We start from the raw sequence: 21,593 nt of genomic DNA, 5'->3' as shown, positions 1-21,593 counted from the left end.
GAACGGTCGTATGAATGATCATTTTGATGTTTTTTTTCACCAGCAGGCAATTCCATTCACTAAAGGTACCGTTCTCTATCAAAAGAATCAAACGGAAGAAATCATCGCAGCCTGTGACAAAATATATGAACGTAAAACAGGTATTTCATTAAGTTTTCTGGAAAAGAATGAACTTTCCAGAAAACTTAATTCTGTATCAATAAAAAAGCATATTGAAATTCAATTTTTTCAAATCGAATTAAATTGGGATGTTTTATTGGAAGAATTAAACGTGCTGTTTCCGCAATTTATTTGGATTAAAATCGTGGAAGTGGTCGAGGGCGCCTTTAGCACTTATTTTTGTGAATTAATTCCTCTATCCATTGAAGAGAAAGAGGAACCAATTCAATTTTCAGTATTATCCAGTTTGAAACAAATGGGCTATTCAGCAAAAGAATCCGTCAGCAGCATTCTCGAAAAAAAGCTTGTTTCTGCTTTCCATGAGGAAAACATCGAAGAAAGTATGGAGCCAGAAGCTATTCCAGAAACAGCGTCTACTATTGGCACACTTAGTTTTCCAGTTGAAGTGACGGTTGAGGAGCCGAAACCGGCAGCTCGCGTACGAACTAAAAAGAAAAAAGCTAAAAAAACAGTGATTGATGCTGAGCCGATATCGGCCATGCCAAAAGAAAAAAGGCAGGAATCGGAAGTTGTAGACTCTTCAGCAGTAGAAAATGATATTCTTTATTTAAAAGAAAGCCTTAAACGAGAAAAAGCTTCGAAAGAACGTTTGCGTGTGGCAAAAGAAAAATTGGAATATGAACTGCTGGCGATTGAAAATAGCTTACTGGTCAGTGGGTTAAAACGATTTAAAAAGCATCAAAAAATCACTCTTGAAGAAGAAGAATGGTATAAAACAGTCCGAATTGATTTGATCCACTATGATGATATGTATAAAAAAGCGAAGTTTATTGAACAATCCTGGCATTTAAATCGGCAGCTAGTCACAATTACCGAACGAATGACCGTCACTAAGGATCAATGGATTTATGAACGCGCACGTGTAGAGAAGGTCAAAAATAGCGTATCTGAAATGGATCTACAAGCAATGATGGAGCAATGCCATTTGATTAATGAACGAGTAAAGGTAAATTCAGGCTTTCTATTTTTCAAACCGAAAGTAAAATTGTACCAAATTGATTATGAGCAATTAGAAAAGATTAGTGCTTTTTTTGATATTATTCAAACTGAAAATCGATTATTAGAATCAGTAATTGAGCAAAAAGAGTACAAGTCTTAAACTTTTATTTATGAATATTAACACGCAAAAAGGAGAGTTACCAGCAAATATGCTGTAAATTCTCTTTTTTTATTGCTTGAATGAGCTGAAAATATTCTAGAGGAAGAAAAAAGAGAGGTGAAATTGGACATACATGTAAGAAAAAATCAACCTTTATTTTGTAATATTTCGCGAATTTTGTAATATTTTAGCATTTATAAAAATAAAAAAAGAAAAAATGCTGAAAAAAATCATTTTATTTACATGAAAACGAAAAATGAAAACCCAGTACGAACAGGTGTTTCCAGCGTTGTTTTTACAGTTTGTTACGAAATACAACAACTCGTAACGTATTGTCATTGCTTTTTCACCTATGAAATATTTTTAGGTGTTAAAGTATGCAAAGTCGATAAAACAACGACAAAAAAATATTTTTATACAAAGGAGAACGACATGAAATCACTTAAAACGATTTTATTAGGAACAACTTTGGCCGCTGGATTTGGAATTTTTATGGGAACATCTGACGCACATGCAGATAGCTTATATACAGTAAAAAATGGAGATACTCTAACTACAATTTCACATCAATTTGGAGGAGACAATAGTCTGGTAAACCAAATTGCTAAAGACAATAGTATTGCTGACATAAACATGATTTTTGAAGGTGATCAATTAGTTATTCGTACGGTAGAAGAAGCTGCACAAGCACCTGTACAAGAAACGCAAGCACCCGTACAACAAGCACCAGTTGAAGAAACCACTGCACAAGCAGCACCAGCTGCAGTAGAAGCTCAACCAGCTGCAACAACAGCAGCCACTACATCTTCTGCGAAGGAATGGATTGCACAAAAAGAATCTAGCGGTTCTTATAGTGCGACAAATGGTAGATACATTGGTAGATACCAATTAGATGCTTCATACTTAAATGGAGACTATTCTGAAGCAAATCAAGAACGTGTAGCGGATAGCTATGTTGCAGGACGTTATGGTTCTTGGGAAGCAGCTCAAGCATTCTGGATGGCTAATGGCTGGTACTAATCCATTCAATCATTTTTAAAACAATAAAAATAATAGTAGAGGTGTAGAGAAAAGCAGAAAATGCTTTTCTTACACTTCTTTTTTTATGGATTTAGTCGCTAAAATCATTTCATAACTATTCTTTGTCACAGAAATGACGCCTGATAACAGGAGTAAACTAATCAATGTTCCTTCCCGAACAAATAGCGGCTGTTGATAGTTTATGGAAAGTGCCAAAGAAATTAAAATTGAGCATCCGTCAATTCCATAACGGAAGCAACGAAATGAATATCCCGTTAGTTCAGACAATCTAAGACATAAGCTTTCGATCGGAAAGGATAAAACGCCAATAGCAATAATCATTCCAGTCGCAAACCCGGCCAAGCAAGTGCCGAAAATAAACAGTAGTAGGCGTAAAATATAATTCTCCAAATAAAAGGACCCCAAAAGATTATAAGTAATAATATTAATTATGCTGCCTAAGCTTAAAACAGAAATAAAGATCATCAGATACTGTACATACATTTTTTGCTTAGATAAAAGAATATACAGCAATAAAAACAAGCAATTCATTAAAAAAGTAATCGTCCCGATTTGGCTGTGGGCAACTGCTGCAAGGGCAACATTCAATGAGTTAAAGCTGCTGACACCAATATCGGCTTTAATGGTTAAGCTAATGCCGATACCGCTTAATGCATAAAAAAATAGCGAAATAAAAAATTTTTTCATAAGAAACCTCCTAAGAATATCTTGTTAGTAGTAATTTAAGCGATAACGGTTCATAATAATAGGAGATATCTCATAGTAGGGAGTGGAATCGTGAAAAAATATCCATTAAATCAATTTGAGGCCGTTACGTCAATGCATGAAGCTGTCCTCCGTTCTTATTTTTCCGGGGAGCTATTATCGCTGGCGGAAGTATTTGTTTATGAAAAAAAAGAATATATTGTCCGTTTTGATAAACCGCTGGAGCATTTGTTTTTTATGCTAGAAGGCAGAGCAAAAATTTACAAAATTCATGAAAATGGCCGCAGATCTTTGCTACAATTTTTAGGAAGTGAGGATTTTATTGGTGAGCTAACACTACTGGAGGTAGAAGAACAGGTGAAGGATGTAGAGGCGCTTGACCGCTGCGTATGTGTTGCCTTGCCCTATGTGAAAGCCCGGGAATTGTTGCTGAAGGATACGCATTTTTTAACCATTATTGCGAAATATTTAGGAAAAAAGGTCTTAAATCGTGTCGAGCATTTTTCCAATAATCAAAATTATGAATTAAAACAGCGCCTGGCGGCCTACATACTGCAGACGGAAGTTGCCGGTATTTATTCCGAAAAGCATACGGAAACGGCGGAATTTTTAGGAGTTAGTTACAGACATTTGCTGTATACGCTACACGCCTTGCAGGAAGCAGAAATGATCAAAAAAGAAGGCCGAAAATTCCTTATACAACGAGAGCAGCTTGCTCAATTAGCCAAAGGGGTTCTTGAATAAAAAACAAGTCAGGATAACTGCTCTAAGGAGCTACCTATCTCTGACTCGTTTTTTTACTGCTTGCTAATCTGTTGGTGGTGTATCCAAGGTCTTACGAATAAACTCAGCATATTTTTCAATAATTCGTTGGCCTTTCTCTGTTAAAACGTACATGCCGGGAGCAACGATATTTAAAATATAAGCATTCGAAAATTCTTTTTTTATACAGCGAAGTGCCCGTTCCTTTGATGAGCATTCCTTTAAGCCATTTTCAGTCAAAAGGTCATTCAATTGCTCTAATGACCAATAATGTAGAGCCGAACTATCGTTTAAAATAGCTACGTAATCCTCTGAAACCAGCTCTTGTGCCGCAACAAGCGGCAGGATACCCAGCTCCAGCTCGAAAAAGTCCGGAAACTCGTCGGTTGTTGAGGCTCTTCCATTTAACCAGTCCAGTAAAATCACTTCACCTGGCAGTAAGTGATCCTCATTTCGAATCATATTTTCTTTAGGAACCAGCTTGTTGGTGCCATTTGCTATGGATAGCAGCCATTCATCAACATTTCGATCCTCAGCCATTGCCGGAAATTCAGGGTAGGTGTTATAAATAGCCGCTATTCTTGCAGCTTCCTGATCGAGATCAATAGAATTGGCAGTTGTTTCTTTTTTAAACTTATCAAAAAAGCCCATGTGTTTCTCCTTTATTGTTTAGATTGAGTACAGCTTAATATAAGCTGGCGTAACGTCTGGCCAAATAATCCAGAAAAAAAGTCAGAGGGTAATTACCGATCCGCACATAGTTTGTTTGCGTCACGTTGATGGAAAGATCAAATAAATTCGTTATTGTATTTTGTGTATGCTGGGTCAAAAGAATTGAGGTTGCCGGACTGTCTGTGATTTTTCGGATCAGCTGGCTGCTTTTGTTTAACAGAGAACCATAAGAAGAAATTACAAGTACGACAGCTTCCTCATGAAGCTCTTCAACTAAAGACAGCTGGAGTTCCTCGGTTTCTGCGACAAAGGTCAGTTTTTTACTTAAAATAAAGGCCGTTTGCAGCTCTCGAGCTAAATCAAGCGTGGAGCTGTAGCCGATAATAACGACGTCTTGGGCTTGATGAATCGTAGCTAGCAGCTGGTCAACCTGTTCAAAATCAATCGTTTGTATCACATCATTGACGGCAGTAGTAATTTCGGCCCCATAAGCGGCTAAATAGCTTTGCGGATCAGCCTTTAAATCGGTCAATTCCTGTTCTTTCATGCGCAGACCATTATGTCTTTTTAGTGTGCCGAAGGAAACCAGCGCTTCTCTTAATTCATTGAATGATTGAATCCCGAAATGCCGACAAAAACGTGTCAATGTAGCAGGTGAAACAAAGCAGCGCTCGGCAATTTCGGTAATTGTCAATATACGCACTTCATTCAGATGTGTGAAGAGATAAATGATAATGCGGGAATAGGTGGTGTCCCGTTTATTAGTATTTAGATAATGAAAAAAATCAAAGAGGTCAAGCATACGGAAACGCTCCTTTGCTAGGTCTATTTTCATAAAGGTGAAAATGGTTGGAGATAATGAAAATCGTGCGGAAAATAAAAAAACAAGTTCTCCACCGCTCGTGCTAAGATAATGCTGTTAAAGCAATTATACACTAAAAAGAAGCATGAGAGGATGGAAAAAATGAGCGGATTTCCACAAAATTTTTTATGGGGCGGCGCTACAGCAGCCAATCAATTTGAAGGAGCATTTTTAGAAGACGGTAAAGGCTGGTCCACAGCAGATACCGCTCGCTATGTAAAAGAAAACGGCATTAGCATGACAGGCCTGTTAAAACCAACCACGAAAGCAGACGTTGAATTTGCGATGCAAGATCAAGAAGGTATTTATCCGAAGCGTTATGGAATTGATTTTTATCATAGATATAAAGAAGATATTGCCTTATTTGCTGAAATGGGCTTTAAGACCTTTCGTTTGTCTATTTCTTGGCCGCGGATTTTCCCAAATGGCGATGAGCTGGAGCCGAACGAAGCGGGCTTGGCTTTTTACGACGCTGTTTTTGATGAATGTTTGAAATATGGCATTGAACCGTTAGTGACAATTTCGCATTATGAATTTCCTTTAGGCTTAGCCTTTAAACAAAATGGCTGGGAAAGTCGTGAAACAATTGCGGCCTTTGAGCGTTATGCACGTGTGTTATTTAATCGCTACAAAGGCAAGGTGAAATATTGGCTGACTTTTAATGAAATTAATATTATCGGCATGACCGGCTATTTAAGCGGTGGAATTTTAGCTGACGGTCATGAGAACCTGTTGCAAGCACAATTTCAGGCTGCACATCACCAGTTTCTCGCAAGTGCTTTAGCGGTGAAAGCCTGTCATGAAATTATACCGGAAGCACAAATCGGCTGTATGCTGGCGCGTATGGAAGCTTATCCGGAAACCTGTAATCCATTGGATGTAATGGAAAGTATTGAAAGCGATCATACGAATTTATTCTATTCAGATGTCCAAATTCGCGGCTATTATCCAAGCTACATGAACAAATTCTTCCGTGAGCATGAGATTACCATTCAAAAAGAAGCGGACGACGATCAAATTCTGCGTGAAGGAACGGTTGATTTTATGTCCTTTAGCTATTATATGAGCAGTATCGCGTCTCATGAACAAACTGGGGATACTACAAGTGGAAATTTACTAGCTTCTAAGAAAAATCCTTACCTTAAAGCAAGTGACTGGGGCTGGCAGATTGATCCTGTGGGACTCCGTGTTACCTTGCATAAGCTATATGATCGATATCAAATACCGTTATTTATTGTAGAAAATGGCTTGGGTGCCAAAGACGTCGTCGAAGCAGACGGCAGTATTCATGACAGCTACCGCATTGATTATTTGAGAAGTCATATCGAGCAGATGGAACAAGCAATTGATGAAGGTGTGGAGCTAATGGGATATACGCCGTGGGGCTGTATTGACTTAGTCAGCGCCAGTACTAGTGAAATGTCTAAACGCTATGGCTTTATCTATGTTGATTTAGACGATGAAGGCAACGGCTCGCTGGCACGTTCCCGCAAGGATTCATTCTACTGGTATAAAAAAGTCATTGATACTAACGGTGCCGATCTGGCTTAGCTCGCAAAGAGATAAAAAGTCTTCATGAAAGCGTTGCAAATTTCACGAAGATGCATTATACTGGAGGCAAGAAAAAAAACTGATAATGACGAGGCAGTCATTTTAAAGAGTATGTTACTGAATAATGCAGGCAGAACTCAAATTACCTAGGGATGTCCTTTCCTGGGTAGTTTGAGTTTTTTTTCTGGAAAGGAGTAAACGAAGTGAAAGTGAGTCAAATTTTAAACAACAATGTTGCGATCGTAAGCAGAGGAGACAATGAGGTCATTGTATATGCCAAGGGCTTGGCTTTTAGAAAAAAAGTCGGTCAAGTAATCACAGAGGCTGAAATTGAAAAAACCTACGTGCTGGATTCTAATGATATGCTGGAGCATTTTAGTTATTTATTGTCTCATTCTGATGCCAGCCATATTACATTAGTCAACCAAATCATTGCTTACGGAGAAGAAAAATTAAGTGAAAAATCAAATGACTATCTAAGTTTGACTTTACTGGATCACATTGAATTTGCATTGAAACGTGCAGCCAAAGGACAATTTATTCGCAGCCCATTAACTTGGGAAGTAAAGAAATTTTATCCGCAGCATTTTGATATTGGCATGTATGCACTGGAGCTGATTAATGAACAATTTCAATTATCGTTTCCAGAAGACGAGGCGGTTTCGATTGCGCTTCATTTTGTCAATTTGCAGGAGGATAAGAATAATTTAGACGAAACGATTCGTTCAATGGAGAGCTTGAGAGATATTCTGTCGATTATTCAGTATCATTTTCAACTAAAACTAGATGAAGGCTCGCTGAATTATATGCGATTGATGACGCATTTGCAGTATTTTATTCAACGGATTCTTACGAAGAATGTTCATGAAGAAAGTGATGCGATTTTAAATGAACAAATCAAATCCTTATATGCAGATGCTTATGAATGTGTACAAAAAATCAGAGTCTATATTCAGCAAAAATACGCCTGTGATCTGACAATTGACGAAGAAACCTATCTGATGCTTCACATCCATCGCGTGACGAATCGGAGTCAAAAAGAGAGGACATAGGAAAATGAAATACCAAGAATTTAATGAAGAAATTATCCGACTTGTCGGCGGCAAAGAAAATATTCAGGCAGTTGTTCACTGTATGACGCGTCTGCGTTTTACCTTGAAAGAACGTTCAAAAGCGCAGACAGAGGAGCTAAAAGCTTTGGACGGTGTGTTGGATGTTGTTTCCAACAATGTTGCTTATCAAGTAATCATCGGCACGCATGTCAATGAGGTACATGCAGAATTAATCAGTATGCTGGGCTTGGCTCCTACGGTTGAGCAAGAAACTGAACGTGTGAAGAAGAATCCGTTAAAAGCTGTAATGGATCTTTTATCTGAAACAATGACGCCGGTCATCGAACCAATCATTGCTTCCGGATTGTTAGCTGGTTTTCTTTCGCTATTTTCAATTACTGGCCTGATTTCAGCAGAAAGTCCGACGTATCAATTACTGGATTCCATTCGTTCGGCTGTCTTTTTCTTCTTACCGATTTTTATTGCCATGTCATGTGCCAAGCGCTTAAAGGCTAGTCCATATTTAGCGGTTGCTTTGGCAGCGGTGCTGGTTTCCAGTTCTATTAATGATGTCGCAGGCTTAAGTATTTTCGGCATTCAGCTGCCGCAGATGACTTATGCGAATTCATTTATCCCGATTATTCTGGCAGTGTGGTTTATGGGGCAATTAACAGTGCTTTTAAAGAAATATGTACCTAAATTTTTACAATATTTTTTAAATCCATTGTTGATTATGGTCATTTGTTTACCGGTAACGCTACTAGTATTTGGACCAATCGGTATTTGGATTGGCGACGGTATCGGCTGGTTCTTTGAAGTGCTGCACAATACATTTGGTAGCTGGATTGTTGTTATGCTCTATGCAGCACTGCAGCCGTTTTTAATCATGCTGGGGGCAGGGAATTTCATGATGCCTTTAGCGCTAAACTTTGTGAATAAAATGGGTTATGACCCGATTTTTCTAGCTGCGGCAACGATCTCTGATATTGCGGTTTCCGGAGCGATGCTTGGGTATTTCTTACGTGCAAAGGACGCGAAGCAAAAGCAATTATTCGGAACAGTCAGCTTCAGTGCCTTAATGGGTGTAACTGAACCGGCTATTTACGGAGCTTTTATCAAATACAGACGCCCGTTTATAGCAGTGATGATTGGCGGCGGTATCGGCGGCTTGTTTGCTGGCTTGATGCAGGTCAAGACATATTCCATCGTTTGGGGTCTCATGGGCTTGCCGTCTTATGCGGATAATCAGGATATTTCCAATTTAGTCTTTATGGTTATTAGCGTAGTGATTGGTTTTGTGGCTGCTGCGATTGCCGCTTTTGTTTTGGGGATTCCTCAAGAAGATGAAGAAGGAGCAGTTGAACCGACAGCAGAAAAGCATCCTGAAAAAAATACTGGCTTGAAAAAAGTACCGCTAAGCAGTGTTGTTGCAGGTCAGATCGTTCCGTTGGCTGAAATTAATGATCAGGCCTTTTCTACTGGAGCTTTAGGTAAAGGCTTAGGTATTATTCCAACAAGCAAGCAAGTGGTTGCACCGATTGCGGGTGAAATTACGGTGGTTTTCCCAACAAAACATGCACTTGGCATCAAAACAGAACAAGGTGTTGAGGTGTTGATTCATATTGGCATTGATACAGTTGAGCTGGATGGCCGCTTTTTTGATACAATTGTAAAGCAAGGAGATACAGTAACACAGGGACAATTACTTTCAACGGTTGATTTTGAAGGGATTAAAGAAGCCGGCTATGATCCGACGGTGATTGTGGTTATTACAAATACCAGCGAATATTTAGATGTAATTCCGGCAGCACAAGAAAAAATTGTCGATCAAGAGCAAGAGGCATGTTTAACCGTTATTTTGTAAAAAGTGAAGTAGGGAGATAATTGAATGGAGAGAAACGAGTTCTTATGGGGCGGCAGTATTGCTGCCCATCAATGCGAGGGCGCTTGGGATCAGGATGGCAAAGGGCTTGGCATTATGGATTTAGTGACAAAAGGAACCTATGAAACACCGCGTGAGATTTGTCAGACGATCAAGCCGGGTAAAGATTATCCGTCACATACAGGGATTGATTTTTACCATAGATACAAAGAGGATATTGCGCTTTTTGCTGAAATGGGCTTTAAAGCACTACGTATATCTATTGACTGGTCTAGAATTTATCCTAAGGGCGATGAAGCAAGCCCTAATCCATTAGGCGTTCAATTTTATCAAGCGGTTGTTGCAGAATTGTTGAAGCACAACATCGAACCGATTGTGACGCTGTATCATTTTGAAATGCCGGTCCATTTAGTAAGAGAATACGGTTCATGGACAAATCCGAAAGTGATTGATTTTTATTTAAACTACTGTAAAACAATGTTTGAAGCGTTGAAAGGTCAGGTGCGCTATTGGGTGACCTTTAACGAAATGAATCATATTGATCCGCAAACTGAGGCTTCTGATATTTTTACGTATATTATTGCCGGGTTGAAATATAGTGACCTGCAGGATAAGAAACAAACGTTAGCGACAATCAGCTACAATATGACCTTAGCCAGTGTCAAAGCTGTTGCGCTGGCGCGGGAAATTGATCCGAGCAATCAAGTAGGCTGTGTGTTTGGCTTAACTCCAGCGTATCCTTTGAACTGTGATCCACAAAACGTTTTGAATTCTTTAAAGGAAACCGACCGCGAATTTTATCAAATTGATGCAATGTGTATGGGTAAATTTCCGGAATATAAGCTAAGAGAATATCAGGCGCAAGGAATTAAACTAGAAATAGGAGCAGAAGATGCTGCGGCCTTTGAAAAAGGCAAGCTGGATTTTATCGGTTTAAACTATTATTCTTCAAGTGTGGCTCGTTACGAAGGCGATGATCAGGAAGAAGAAACGCTTTTCGGTGGTACGCAAAATCCGTATCTGGAACAAAGTAAATGGGGCTGGGCGATTGATCCGACCGGCTTGCGGTATATCATGAACTATCTCTATCGCCGTTATGCTCTGCCAATCATTATTACGGAGAATGGCTTAGGAGCAGTTGATCAGGTCGAAGCAGACGGCACTATTCAAGATGATTATCGGATTGAATACGTACAAAAGCATGTGGAGCAAATGGAAAAAGCTATCGTAGAGGATTACGTGGATTGCTTCGGGTATTTAATGTGGGGACCGATTGATTTGGTCAGTGCCACAACCGGTGAAATGAAAAAACGCTATGGCTTTATCTACGTTGACAAACAGGACGATCAAACAGGCGATCTCACTCGGAAAAGGAAAAAATCCTTCACTTGGTACCAAGAATTAATTAGTCAAAAGCCAACATTTAAATAAAAAATGAAAACGGACACTTCTAGCGTATATTTACTAGAGGTGTCTTTTTTGTAGAATATAGAAAGGAGCAAAGCAACAGACAGGAACGATGAACAGTCATATCCTGAAGGAAGAAGCACCTTTGTCTATGTACGAATGCTGGAAAATAGCAGCTATGACGAAAAACATCCCAACAACATTGCTCACACAATGGTCTGAATTTATGTATAAAAGATTGGTAAACAAACACTTTTTAGTTTATCAATCTTTTTGCTGTGTTAGGAAGTGTAACAGTGTGTAAAACTGTTATATAAAAAAAGCTCGTTTATTATATTAAAAGCTTTTTATGAGCAAAAAACTGTAACATTCAATCGTAGAATGATAGACTAATGGTAAACATGGAATGATTGTATAGCAAATTTTATGAAAGCACTTTAGCAGAAAAGAGGGAGCGCATGCACTATGTCTTAATGCCGTCTTTAGATATCCGTCGTAATCTAGCGACTGAACAATATTTATTAAACCAGTATTCTTTGGAGGAACCATTAATTTTATTTTATATTCAAAAGCCGTGTGTGATTGTGGGCAGAAACCAAAATGTTCGGGCTGAAGTAGATTTGAGCTACGCGAAAGAGCACGGAATTACAATTACCAGAAGATTGTCAGGCGGTGGAGCGGTTTACGATGATTTAGGCAACCTTAGCTTTAGTTTTGTAGTGAATGCAGATCACGAAGCCTTTGGCGATTTCAAACTATTTACGAAGCCGATTATTGAAGCTTTACATGCCATGGGTGCAGTTGATGCACAGGTCAGTGGTCGGAATGACTTGATGATTGACGGGAAGAAATTTTCTGGAAATGCGATGTACATCAAAAATAAAAAAATGTATTCCCATGGCACCTTAATGCTGGATGTCAATTTAGAAGAGGTAAGCCGCGTACTGACCGTCTCAGAAAAAAAACTGGCGGGCAAAGGAACCAAATCCGTACGAGGTCGTGTGACGAATTTAAAACCATACCTCAAGGAAGAATATCAGACGATCACCACAGAAGAGTTTCGTAATCAGCTGTTGCTGCACTTGTTTGATGCAGCTTCAATGGACGAAATTGCCTCTAAGGAATATCAGCTGACGGCAGCGGACGAAGAAGCAATTGATCAGTTGGTAGCGGAAATTTATGGCAATGAGGACTGGGTTTTTGGTGAAGAACCGCGATTTACTATAAAAAGAGAAGCGAAATTTACCGGCGGCTTACTTGAAGCAAATATTTCGGTAGAAAAAGGTCGAATTAGCTCGATCATGATCTTCGGCGACTATTTCGGGCAAAAAGAGACAAAAGAAATCGCAGCTTTGTTAGTCGGCTGTCGCTATGAACGATCAGCGCTGGAAAAAGCCTTGAAGGGGATTTCCATTGAGGATTATTTTAATCATGTGAGCAAAGCAGAATTTATTCAATTACTCGTTGATTAAGCGGAGGAGAAAAATGATTACTTTTGAGAATGTTTCAAAAACCTATACCTCTGGATCCGATCAGGTAGCTGCCTTAACAGAGGTGAACTTGACGATCGCTGCTCGTGATATCTTCGGTATCATTGGCGAAAGCGGCTCCGGAAAATCAACTCTTTTACGGATGATTAATACACTGGAGCAGCCGACCCAAGGACAGGTTAAAATTGACGGCGTTGATCTAAAACAGCTGACAAAACAACAGCAGCGACAAAAGCGTAAGGAGATCGGGATGATTTTTCAACAATTTAATCTGTTGTACAACCAGACCGTTCATGAAAATATCGCTTTGCCTTTGCGCTTAGCTGGCAATTATGAGGCTGCTAAGGTTCAGGAAGTATTAGCGTTTGTTGGGCTACAGAACAAAGAACGGCAATATCCAAAGCAGCTCAGTGGCGGTGAAAAGCAACGGGTGGGGATTGCGCGAGCATTAATTACGCAGCCCAAAATCTTACTTTGCGATGAACCGACATCGGCGTTAGATGGACAAAATGCTCACGACATCATGAAATTATTACGGAAAATCAATCAGGTTTTCGGGACTACCATGATCGTTGTCAGTCATGAATTATCGTTGATTAAGCAGCTTTGCAGTAAAGCCGCTGTTTTGGAAAATGGTAAGGTACTGGAGGTCTTTGCAATTACGAATAGTAGTCAAGAGGAACAGTACAATTCCTATTACGAAAGAGTGCAGGAGAATTTAAGATGATGACTGCTTATTTTGACAAAATTAGTTATTATTTACCAGAATTAACCAAAGCGCTGACGGAAAGCGGCATTATGATTTTATTGTCGATTATAGCGGCTATAGTACTGGGACTTCCTTTAGGAACAGCTGTTTATTTAATGCAAAAGGCACCGACAAAGACGAACCGTTTTTTTAGTTTATTCTTAAATGGCTACATTAATATCGTTCGTTCCTTTCCCTTTCTATTGCTGGTGGTAGCATTAATTCCTTTTACTCGTTATGTACTTGGAACTGCTTTTGGCACATATGCAGCGGCTTTGCCTTTAAGTGTGGTAGCAGTGGCTTTGTATGCGCGCTTTACAGAACAGGTATTGCTGGAGGTGCCAGAGGATATTATAGAATTAGCGCAGGCGTTAGGCAGTACGAAACGGCAGCTGATTTTTCGCTTTTTGTATGTAGAAGCGCGTTCGGGCTTAGTACTATCATTAACGACAGTTATTATCAGTATGGTGTCTTATTCGACAGTCATGGGCGTCATTGGAGGCGGAGGTATTGGGGATTTTGCCTTACGTTATGGTTATCAACGGTATGAATATGCCGTGATGTATACAGCAATTGTTATGATGATTCTTTTGGTTAGCATGATTCAGATCAGCGGGAGCTGGCTAGCTCAAAAAATAAATAAAAAATAGAGAGTTAGGAGAAAGAAGATGAGAAAAAAAGTAGTTATTAGTATGTTAGCTGTTGCGGCGTTGATGTTTGCCGGATGTTCAGGAAAAAAAGAGGCGGAAACAGAAAAAAAGACGGATAAAGTCATCAAGGTCGCTTCTCATATCCCGTCCACTGTTGAAGTTGTTGAGCTTGCCGGTAAAAATATCGAACCAGGCTATAAGGTAGAATTAGTGCAGGTCAATGATAATATTCAATACAATGAGCTATTATTAAATAAAGAAATTGATGCAAATTTTGCCCAGCATGAACCTTTTATGCAAAAATTTAACGAAGAAAAAAACGGCAATTTAGTTGTCGTACAAAAAATCTATAATGCCAAAGTAGGTTTTTATTCTAAAAATTATCAAGAGATCAAAGACTTGCCGGAAGGCGCTAAAATCGCTTTACCAAGCGATGTTTCAAATGAAGGACGGGCGTTGGCAATATTAGCTGATGCGGGTTTAATCCAATTAAAGGACGGCGTTGGTTTTAACGGCACAATCAAGGATGTAGTGGGAAATCCTAAGAAGCTGGAATGGGTTTCCGTTGACTTATTGAATTTGGCAGAAGCATATAACGAAAAAGATATCGCCATGGTTTACAATTACCCAACCTATATTGCAAAAATTGGGTTGACGCCAAAAGACGCGATTCTATTGGAAAAAAAGGTTGATGACCGCTTTGCGATTAGTCTGGTAGCCAGAGAAGACAATAAAGATTCAGATAAGATTAAAGCCTTGAAAAAAGCCATGACCAGCGATAAAGTCAGAGAGCTTTTGGAAACGAAATATAGTGAAACTTTAGTACCGGCTTTTTAAGTAAATATTTATAAAAAATGCAGCGAAAGGTATCACCCTTGCTGCATTTTTTTATCCTATAATATTATTGTTTTCAGTAGCGTAGACCAATTCTCTCGCATATTGATTCATGTCTATTTGGTGAGAATCCAACGTAGTCAGATCATGTTCAATATGTTCAAGCCGTGTGTTAAGTTCTTCAATTTGTGTTAAGGTTTGTTCTAAAACTTTCAGCATACGTTCATCTGTACTCATCTTATTCTTCCTCCGCATCATTAATTGACAGTGCATTTAATTGTTCCGCAGATTCAGCAGTTGCATCAAAGGCTTTCGCTTTATAGAAAATTGCATAAAGAATGATACAAACAATCGGAATCAAACTTGCAACTAAATACATATTTTGGAAAGTAAGGAAATTTCGTAATTCACCTAAAATATAAGGACCGACACCAAGCCCTAGATCCAAGCCAATAAAATAAGTAGAAATAGCAATCCCGATACGATGACTGTTAGGGCTGGCTTTTAAGCAAATCGCTTGGCCATTTGACATAAAGGTTCCGTAGCCAAGTCCAATCAAACCACCAGATACAAATAGCATCCAGCTGCTAGTTGTAAAGCTTAATAGTATTAAACCAGCTGCCAAAAAGACAAAGCTAGGATACATAACAGCATTTTCCCCATGTTTATCAAAAATTCTACCAGACAACGGACGAGTAGCTGTAATTACTAGCGCATAGACGACAAAGAAGAATGAGCTAGCTGCAACCAAGTCGATTGTTTTGGCATAAGAAGATAGGAAAGATAACACGCTTGAATAAGAAAGTCCCATCAAAAAGCCAATAAATGAAATAAAGATCACTGTTTTTTCAATAAAGCTATCCAAAGTCCAGCGAGAAAGATTGGCTTTATGTTCCGCTGATAACTGAATATTTTTTACTGGGAAAATGAAGCAGGCAATCGTTGTCAACAAAATCAAAACAATTGAAAATAAAATGATAAAGTGAAAATTCATTGTGTTTAACAAAATCATCCCAATAAATGGACCGATTGCAGCGGCTAAGCTGGTACTTAAGCCATAATAGTTAATACCTTCGCCATGTCTTGATTTGGGAATATAGGCAGTGACAATCGCATTAGTTGCGGTAGATACTGTTCCGTAGCCAAAGCCGTTAAGCAAACGAACCAAATAAAGAATACCGATACTTGGAATATACAAATAAGCAATCGTGGTAATCAAGTAAAACAATGCACCATAACGCAAAACAGCTTTTCTGCCTATCAATTCAAGCGTCTTACCCATAAACAAACGGGCAATTAACGTACCAATAATATAAATACCGGAAGCCAGACCAGCTTGACCTAACGTTGCGTGCAGCGCATCCTGAGCGATTACTGCAATAATAACCATTAATAAATAATAAACGAGATAAACAATAAAATTAATTAACGTGATGCTAATAAATCCTTTATTGAATAATTTTTCTTTTACATGTTCCGACATTGTAAACTGTTCCCTCTTTCTTTTATGTATGGATAAAATGAAAATTCATATAATTTTCTGAAATATCCTTGTAGGTCTTACTATACAAAAAAATCCCAAGAAAAAAATGCGGTTTTGTTAAAAGAAAAAGTCATTATCAAAAATAAATAGCAAAAGACGTTAACATTTGTTATTGTTTTTTGGTGTGGTATCATTTTAAATAAAGAAGGTAGAAGAATTTGAATAAGGAGTTAACATTGATGGACAGCCATGTATTACAGGAGTATTTAGACAAACATTCTTTCCGAGTCGTTGTAAAAAAGAAAAAGAGTTATCTGACCTACGAAGGGTTGCAGGATCGCTATGCTTACGTTTTAAAAAGCGGGATAATCAAAACAAGTGTTATTTCTCCAGACGGCCGTGAGTTTAATCTTAGATATATTAATAATTTAGAAATTGTATCACTTTTAAGAGATGAATACTCGCAATTTACAGATGCACCTTTTAATATTCGAATCGAATCCAACCGTGCGGAGCTGTACCAGCTGGATCGTGTACAATTTTGGAAGGATATTAATAATAGCAAAGAATTGCAGATGTATGTGAAAGATTATTATCGTGTTCGGTTAATGCATTCTATGAAAAAAATGCAGCAAATGCTGATGAATGGAAAATTCGGTGCAGTTTGTACACAAATTTATGAATTATATGAAACTTTTGGCGTACCTGAAGATGACGGCATTTTAATTGATTTTATTGTGACGAATGAAGAAATCGCACATTTTTGCGGAATTACCTCGGCCAGCAGTGTGAATCGCATGATGCAGCAACTTAAAGAAATGGGCGCCATTAAAATACATGACCGCAAAATTGTTATTACTGATTTAGAATTATTAAAGGATAATATTATTCTTTAATTTAAAAAAAATAGAAAAAAGCGAACCTGTTTTTCCGAGGAAGAGATTCCAATGGGAAGAATGGGTTGTTTTTTTGTTTTTTAGTAAATAATTCATTTCTTTGTGTTTGTTTTTAGCGTATAATAATAGCCAAATAACTATAATATATTTTTGCAGGAATTTTAAGTAAATAACATGGATATTCTAAAGGGAAGTAAAAAAAACTGTCCTAAGATATAAAGGTTAGCTTTTTAAAAATATGAACATAAATACATTTCAATCCACGCATTGAGTAATGCGGCATAATTAAGTTGTTATCAAAATATATATTCAATCACTTGTTCAATTTTTGCGATATCTTTTAATGGTAATCTATCTATAAACGCAATTTCTCTTGAGGCGAAGTCAAGAGATTTTAATTGAGAAATAATCACTTGTCCTGTTACTTTAACTTCGCTTGGAAGTGTGTATCTGGTTGGGAAATCTTTAAAAGTTGAAGTAATTGGGCAAATAACTGCAAACATTGTTTTTCGATTGAACTCATAGCGCGATACGACAAGACCTGGGCGACGTTTTTGAATTTCTTTTCCTGCTGAGGGATCAAAATTTATCCAAACAAGATCTCCTTTTTTAGGAATAAAGTGTTTATCGTTAGACATTACAATAGTTCTCTCCCTTCTGGAGATAGTTCAGACCATTCCTCCAGTTCATAAAACTCACCCTCAGCTCCACCAGAAAAAGGATCGTCAAGCTTGGGAATGAGCGTTATGGTACCATCATCTGAATAAACAACAATATATTCTTTATTAGATTCAGGTTTTTCACCATTATTTGCTGGCAATGTTACTACAACAGAGCTTCCCTGTAATCTTGATTTTGTAAATAGCATATATCTCACCTCTTAGCTCTTATTATACCACGTCACATTAAGTGTGACAAAGAATTCAGAGTGTTACGCTATTTCAATGCATTTCTGCTTATTTGTAAATAATTACAAACATAAACACGAATTTAATAATAAAGTCAGAAATTTTTATAGTCATTTTTTTATCGAATGATATAATAGATTTTAGACAATAAGAAATTAAAAAAGGAGTTATTGTATGTATATCGCTCATGTTAGAAAAAAAGATGGAGAGCATCAACTGCTAAAAGATCATTTAATGCAAAGTGCGGATCTAAGCGGTAATTGGGACAAAAAGCTCGGCTTGGAAAAAACTTGTTATTTAGCAGGCTTACTCCATGACTTAGGGAAATATAGTGATGAATTTCAATCATACTTACGACAAGCAGTAATCGATCCGTCAAGTGTTGCCAGAGGTAGCGTAGATCATTCAACGGCGGGGGGGAAATTGATGTATGACTATTGTCATACATCAATTAATAGTGGAATTCAACAATTGTTAGCTGAGATTGTTGGTAATGCAATTATCTCTCATCATAGTGGAAAAGGACTGAGAGATTATTTAACTGCTGAAGGAGACATCCGTTCAATATATCTAGAACGTGTTACTGAAAAACAACTTGAAGATTATGAAGGGATAAAAAAACGTTTTTTTACAGACTGCTATTCTGAAAAAATGTTTAAGCAATTATTGGTTGAAGCCGAAAATGAATTACAAAAATTTTATATAAAAAATAATATGCCACAGGTTACACCACACGAAACGTTCTTTATTATAAAGTTTGTCTATAGTTGCTTGTTAGATGCTGATAGAACAAATACGATGCTTTTTGAGGAAGGAAAATTTTATGAAAAGAAGGATCATCTACAGTTATTTAAGCAATATTCAAATCGATTAGAGGAGAAGATGCTTTCTTTTCAAAATAATAAAAGCAACAACAAAATTAATCAATTACGACAAGAAATGTCAAATCAATGTAAAGCGTTTTCGAAAAAAGAAACAGGGATTTATAGTTTGTCTATACCAACTGGTGGCGGGAAAACATTTGGGTCACTACGTTTTGCCATAAATCATGCCATTAAACATAAAAAAGAGCGAATTATTTATGTTATTCCTTTCACAAACATAATCGAACAAAACTCTTTAGAAGTTCGTGAAGTGTTAAAAGACGATATAAACATATTGGAGCATCATTCCAATATATTTACTGAATCAGAAGAAATGGACGAAATGAAAATGACAGAAAAGGAACGAGAAGAAATAGAGTATAAGCAGGCATTAATGCGAGATAATTGGGATGCTCCGATAATTTTTACGACAATGGTTCAGTTTTTGGAAACAATCTACAGTGGAGGAACGAGAAAGCCACGGCGTTTTCACAATTTAACAAATGCTGTAATAATTTTTGATGAAGCACAAGGGGTACCTACAAAATGCACGTATATGTTTAACGAGGTTTTAAATTTTCTGAAAAAACATGGACAAACAACAAGTGTTTTATGTACAGCAACTCAACCGTCTTTAGATTATGTCAAAAGAGCATTAGAGAAAGAACCGGATGGTGAAATAGTTTCATGTCTTGATGAAGTTGAAGAAGCATTTCGAAGAGTCGAGTTAATTGACGTGAATAGTGACAAGCAGTATTCGCTGGAAGAATTAGGAGATTTTTGTCAAACAATATTGAAGGAAAAAGAAAATTTACTTGTTATTTTGAATACAAAATCAGCTGTGTTGAAGTTGTATCAAATCATGGAAGAACAAGAGCGTAAAGAAGTAGAACTTTTTCATCTTAGTACAGCAATGTGCCCAAAGCATCGAAAGGATACCCTGAAAGAAATTAGAGAAAAATTAGATGCTGGAAAAAGGGTCGTCTGTTTAACTACACAGCTAATAGAGGCCGGTGTAGATATTAGTTTTCAAGCAGTAGTTCGCTCCGTAGCTGGATTAGATTCAATTGCTCAAGCAGCTGGGCGTTGCAATCGGCACGGGGAACAAGCACGCGGTGAAGTCTATTTACTTAATCTATCACCAGAATTAGAGAATTTAGATCACTTAAAAGAAATAAAAAAAGGCAAAGAAATTACATTAATACTTCTAAGAAAATATAAGGAAGAGTCAGCAATATCAGATCGAAACTTATTGTCTAACAAGGTTCAACATGAGTATTTTATAAAGTACTATACTGCTTTTGAAAAGGTCTTAAAATATCCTACTTATGAGTTTGATCAGAAAGCAGTCAAACCAGGAGTCAATTTGCACTTATGGGATTTACTGGGAGAAAATTTGGACGGACAAGAAGCTTATAGTCAGAATGAAGACAATCCTAAACTAATTTGTTCTTGTAGTCCCGAAACAGTGGCTAAATACTTTAATGTTATTCATAGCCCAACAACATCAGTTTTAGTTCCTTACAAAAAAGGGGAAGAATTAATTGGTGATTTAAACGGGAACTTAAAGCCTGAACAAATCTACCCAATACTAAAAAGAGCGCAACAATACGCGGTTAACCTATTCGATTATGAACTAGAAAAATTACAAAAAAATGGAACAATCTACCCGCTATTGAATGGAGAGGTCTACGCAGTGACAGATAATTCTTATAGTGACAATTTCGGTATTGATTTTACATCGTTGGCACCAAGTGAAGCAATAATGTTTTAGAAGGAGGAGATAAAGTGAAGAATCAAATTGCATTTAAGGTTTGGGGAGATTACGCACTTTTTACAGACCCAACGACAAAAATGGGAGCTGAAAAATTATCGTATCAAATTCCAACCTATCAAGCATTAAAAGGTATCACAGAGTCAATTTATTGGAAGCCTACAATTATGTATTACATTGATGAAGTTCGTATAATGAATCCAATTCAGATGGAGTCGAAAGGGATTTTACCCGTGAAATACAATGATATGACTAGTAGCGATTTAGCCTATTATACGTATTTGAAGAACACTTGTTATGAAGTGAAAGTTCATTTTGAATTTAATAAGCAGCGACCGGATTTAAAAGATGACTACAATGAAGACAAACATTATCAAATTTTAAAACGTTCACTCAAAGCTGGCGGTCGTCGAGATATCTTTTTAGGGACGAGAGAATGTCAAGGGTATGTAGAACCAGTAGAATTTGGTAAAGAAAGTGGATACTACGACGATCAAGGTGAATTACATTTTGGAACTATGGTACACGGTTTTTCCTATCCCGATGAAACAGGAAATAAAGAATTACTTATTCGTTTGTGTCAACCTAAAATGAAGCAAGGAATTATTAAATTTGAGCGGCCAGAGAAATGCTTACTCACTCGTTCTTTAGGTGAAATGCAAAAGAAGTCATTTTCTTCAAATGATATTGAGTCGGTTGAATCGCTTTTTACACAATTGACAAAGGAGGAGTGA

Annotated in this window: 21 protein-coding genes; 14 read left to right on the top strand and 7 right to left on the bottom strand. The window is 37.6% G+C overall.

The features are described 5' to 3' along the window. Positions 1 to 10 precede the first annotated feature (10 nt). Complete coding sequence (locus ABH902_RS09360; RefSeq protein WP_404590455.1) at positions 11 to 1,279, top strand: hypothetical protein; 1,269 nt, start codon at positions 11 to 13, stop codon at positions 1,277 to 1,279. Between the two features lie 432 nt (positions 1,280 to 1,711). Then, positions 1,712 to 2,299 carry a LysM peptidoglycan-binding domain-containing protein gene (locus ABH902_RS09355; protein WP_404590454.1) on the top strand — a complete coding sequence of 196 codons (588 nt, stop codon included), beginning with the start codon at positions 1,712 to 1,714 and terminating at the stop codon, positions 2,297 to 2,299. Between the two features lie 69 nt (positions 2,300 to 2,368). Here the strand turns inward: ABH902_RS09355 and ABH902_RS09350 are convergent, their stop codons facing one another. Further along, a complete protein-coding gene (locus ABH902_RS09350; protein ID WP_404590453.1) occupies positions 2,369 to 3,007 on the bottom strand; it encodes a hypothetical protein in 639 nt (212 codons plus the stop codon). Between the two features lie 90 nt (positions 3,008 to 3,097). Between ABH902_RS09350 and yeiL the strand changes: the two genes are divergently transcribed. After that, positions 3,098 to 3,769, top strand: coding sequence for a transcriptional regulator YeiL (gene yeiL, locus ABH902_RS09345; protein ID WP_404590452.1), 672 nt, complete (start codon positions 3,098 to 3,100; stop codon positions 3,767 to 3,769). A 63-nt stretch (positions 3,770 to 3,832) separates the two neighbouring features. Here the strand turns inward: yeiL and ABH902_RS09340 are convergent, their stop codons facing one another. After that, on the bottom strand, positions 3,833 to 4,438 hold the full coding sequence (locus tag ABH902_RS09340; RefSeq protein ID WP_404590451.1) for a hypothetical protein: 606 nt from the start codon (positions 4,436 to 4,438) through the stop codon (positions 3,833 to 3,835). A gap of 34 nt (positions 4,439 to 4,472) precedes the next feature. Further along, positions 4,473 to 5,261, bottom strand: a complete 789-nt coding sequence (locus tag ABH902_RS09335) for a MurR/RpiR family transcriptional regulator (RefSeq protein WP_404590450.1) — start codon at positions 5,259 to 5,261, stop codon at positions 4,473 to 4,475. 162 nt (positions 5,262 to 5,423) lie between these two features. Here ABH902_RS09335 and ABH902_RS09330 point away from each other — a divergent pair, with 162 nt between their 5' ends. The 8 genes from ABH902_RS09330 to ABH902_RS09295 all read left to right on the top strand — a co-directional run bounded on the left by ABH902_RS09330 (position 5,424) and on the right by ABH902_RS09295 (position 14,938). Beyond that, positions 5,424 to 6,872 carry a glycoside hydrolase family 1 protein gene (locus ABH902_RS09330; RefSeq protein WP_404590449.1) on the top strand — a complete coding sequence of 483 codons (1,449 nt, stop codon included), beginning with the start codon at positions 5,424 to 5,426 and terminating at the stop codon, positions 6,870 to 6,872. A 203-nt stretch (positions 6,873 to 7,075) separates the two neighbouring features. Beyond that, positions 7,076 to 7,924, top strand: a complete 849-nt coding sequence (locus tag ABH902_RS09325; protein WP_404590448.1) for a PRD domain-containing protein — start codon at positions 7,076 to 7,078, stop codon at positions 7,922 to 7,924. A gap of 4 nt (positions 7,925 to 7,928) precedes the next feature. Continuing rightward, positions 7,929 to 9,788 (top strand): beta-glucoside-specific PTS transporter subunit IIABC, encoded by a 1,860-nt coding sequence (locus ABH902_RS09320; RefSeq protein ID WP_404590447.1) that lies wholly within the window; start codon positions 7,929 to 7,931, stop codon positions 9,786 to 9,788. Positions 9,789 to 9,812: 24 nt separating this feature from the next. Continuing rightward, the gene (locus ABH902_RS09315) at positions 9,813 to 11,237 is read left to right on the top strand and encodes a glycoside hydrolase family 1 protein (RefSeq protein WP_404590446.1); all 1,425 of its coding nucleotides are present in this window, start codon (positions 9,813 to 9,815) and stop codon (positions 11,235 to 11,237) included. A gap of 434 nt (positions 11,238 to 11,671) precedes the next feature. Then, a complete protein-coding gene (locus ABH902_RS09310; RefSeq protein ID WP_404590445.1) occupies positions 11,672 to 12,685 on the top strand; it encodes a lipoate--protein ligase in 1,014 nt (337 codons plus the stop codon). 13 nt (positions 12,686 to 12,698) lie between these two features. Next, positions 12,699 to 13,430: a methionine ABC transporter ATP-binding protein gene (locus tag ABH902_RS09305; protein WP_404590444.1), complete on the top strand. Its 732-nt coding sequence runs from the start codon at positions 12,699 to 12,701 to the stop codon at positions 13,428 to 13,430. Next, positions 13,427 to 14,101, top strand: a complete 675-nt coding sequence (locus tag ABH902_RS09300; RefSeq protein ID WP_404590443.1) for a methionine ABC transporter permease — start codon at positions 13,427 to 13,429, stop codon at positions 14,099 to 14,101. Before ABH902_RS09305 ends, ABH902_RS09300 begins: the two co-directional genes overlap by 4 nt. Positions 14,102 to 14,119: 18 nt before the next feature. Continuing rightward, positions 14,120 to 14,938 (top strand): MetQ/NlpA family ABC transporter substrate-binding protein, encoded by an 819-nt coding sequence (locus tag ABH902_RS09295; RefSeq protein ID WP_404590442.1) that lies wholly within the window; start codon positions 14,120 to 14,122, stop codon positions 14,936 to 14,938. A gap of 51 nt (positions 14,939 to 14,989) precedes the next feature. On the opposite strand, the gene ABH902_RS09290 is transcribed toward ABH902_RS09295, so the two are convergent. Both ABH902_RS09290 and ABH902_RS09285 read right to left on the bottom strand, forming a co-directional pair. Beyond that, positions 14,990 to 15,172, bottom strand: a complete 183-nt coding sequence (locus ABH902_RS09290) for a hypothetical protein (RefSeq protein ID WP_404590441.1) — start codon at positions 15,170 to 15,172, stop codon at positions 14,990 to 14,992. Position 15,173: 1 nt separating this feature from the next. Continuing rightward, entirely contained in the window at positions 15,174 to 16,418 is a 1,245-nt protein-coding gene (locus ABH902_RS09285; protein WP_404590440.1) for an MFS transporter, read from the bottom strand. A gap of 239 nt (positions 16,419 to 16,657) precedes the next feature. On the opposite strand from ABH902_RS09285, the gene ABH902_RS09280 reads away from it, so the two are divergent. Further along, the gene (locus ABH902_RS09280; RefSeq protein WP_404590483.1) at positions 16,658 to 17,314 is read left to right on the top strand and encodes a Crp/Fnr family transcriptional regulator; all 657 of its coding nucleotides are present in this window, start codon (positions 16,658 to 16,660) and stop codon (positions 17,312 to 17,314) included. Between the two features lie 296 nt (positions 17,315 to 17,610). On the opposite strand, the gene ABH902_RS09275 is transcribed toward ABH902_RS09280, so the two are convergent. Then, positions 17,611 to 17,952, bottom strand: a complete 342-nt coding sequence (locus ABH902_RS09275) for a type II toxin-antitoxin system PemK/MazF family toxin (protein WP_404590439.1) — start codon at positions 17,950 to 17,952, stop codon at positions 17,611 to 17,613. Further along, entirely contained in the window at positions 17,952 to 18,182 is a 231-nt protein-coding gene (gene mazE / locus ABH902_RS09270) for a type II toxin-antitoxin system PemI/MazE family antitoxin (protein ID WP_404590438.1), read from the bottom strand. Before mazE ends, ABH902_RS09275 begins: the two co-directional genes overlap by 1 nt. Before the next feature lie 214 nt (positions 18,183 to 18,396). Between mazE and cas3 the strand changes: the two genes are divergently transcribed. Further along, positions 18,397 to 20,859 (top strand): CRISPR-associated helicase Cas3', encoded by a 2,463-nt coding sequence (cas3, locus tag ABH902_RS09265; RefSeq protein WP_404590437.1) that lies wholly within the window; start codon positions 18,397 to 18,399, stop codon positions 20,857 to 20,859. A gap of 14 nt (positions 20,860 to 20,873) precedes the next feature. Further along, positions 20,874 to 21,593 carry a type I-C CRISPR-associated protein Cas5c gene (gene cas5c, locus ABH902_RS09260; RefSeq protein ID WP_404590436.1) on the top strand — a complete coding sequence of 240 codons (720 nt, stop codon included), beginning with the start codon at positions 20,874 to 20,876 and terminating at the stop codon, positions 21,591 to 21,593.

Origin of the sequence: Enterococcus sp. UD-01 (assembly GCF_044909655.1) — a bacterium.
Lineage (GTDB): Bacteria > Bacillota > Bacilli > Lactobacillales > Enterococcaceae > Enterococcus_L.
This window is presented reverse-complemented; position numbering and strand designations above follow the sequence as displayed.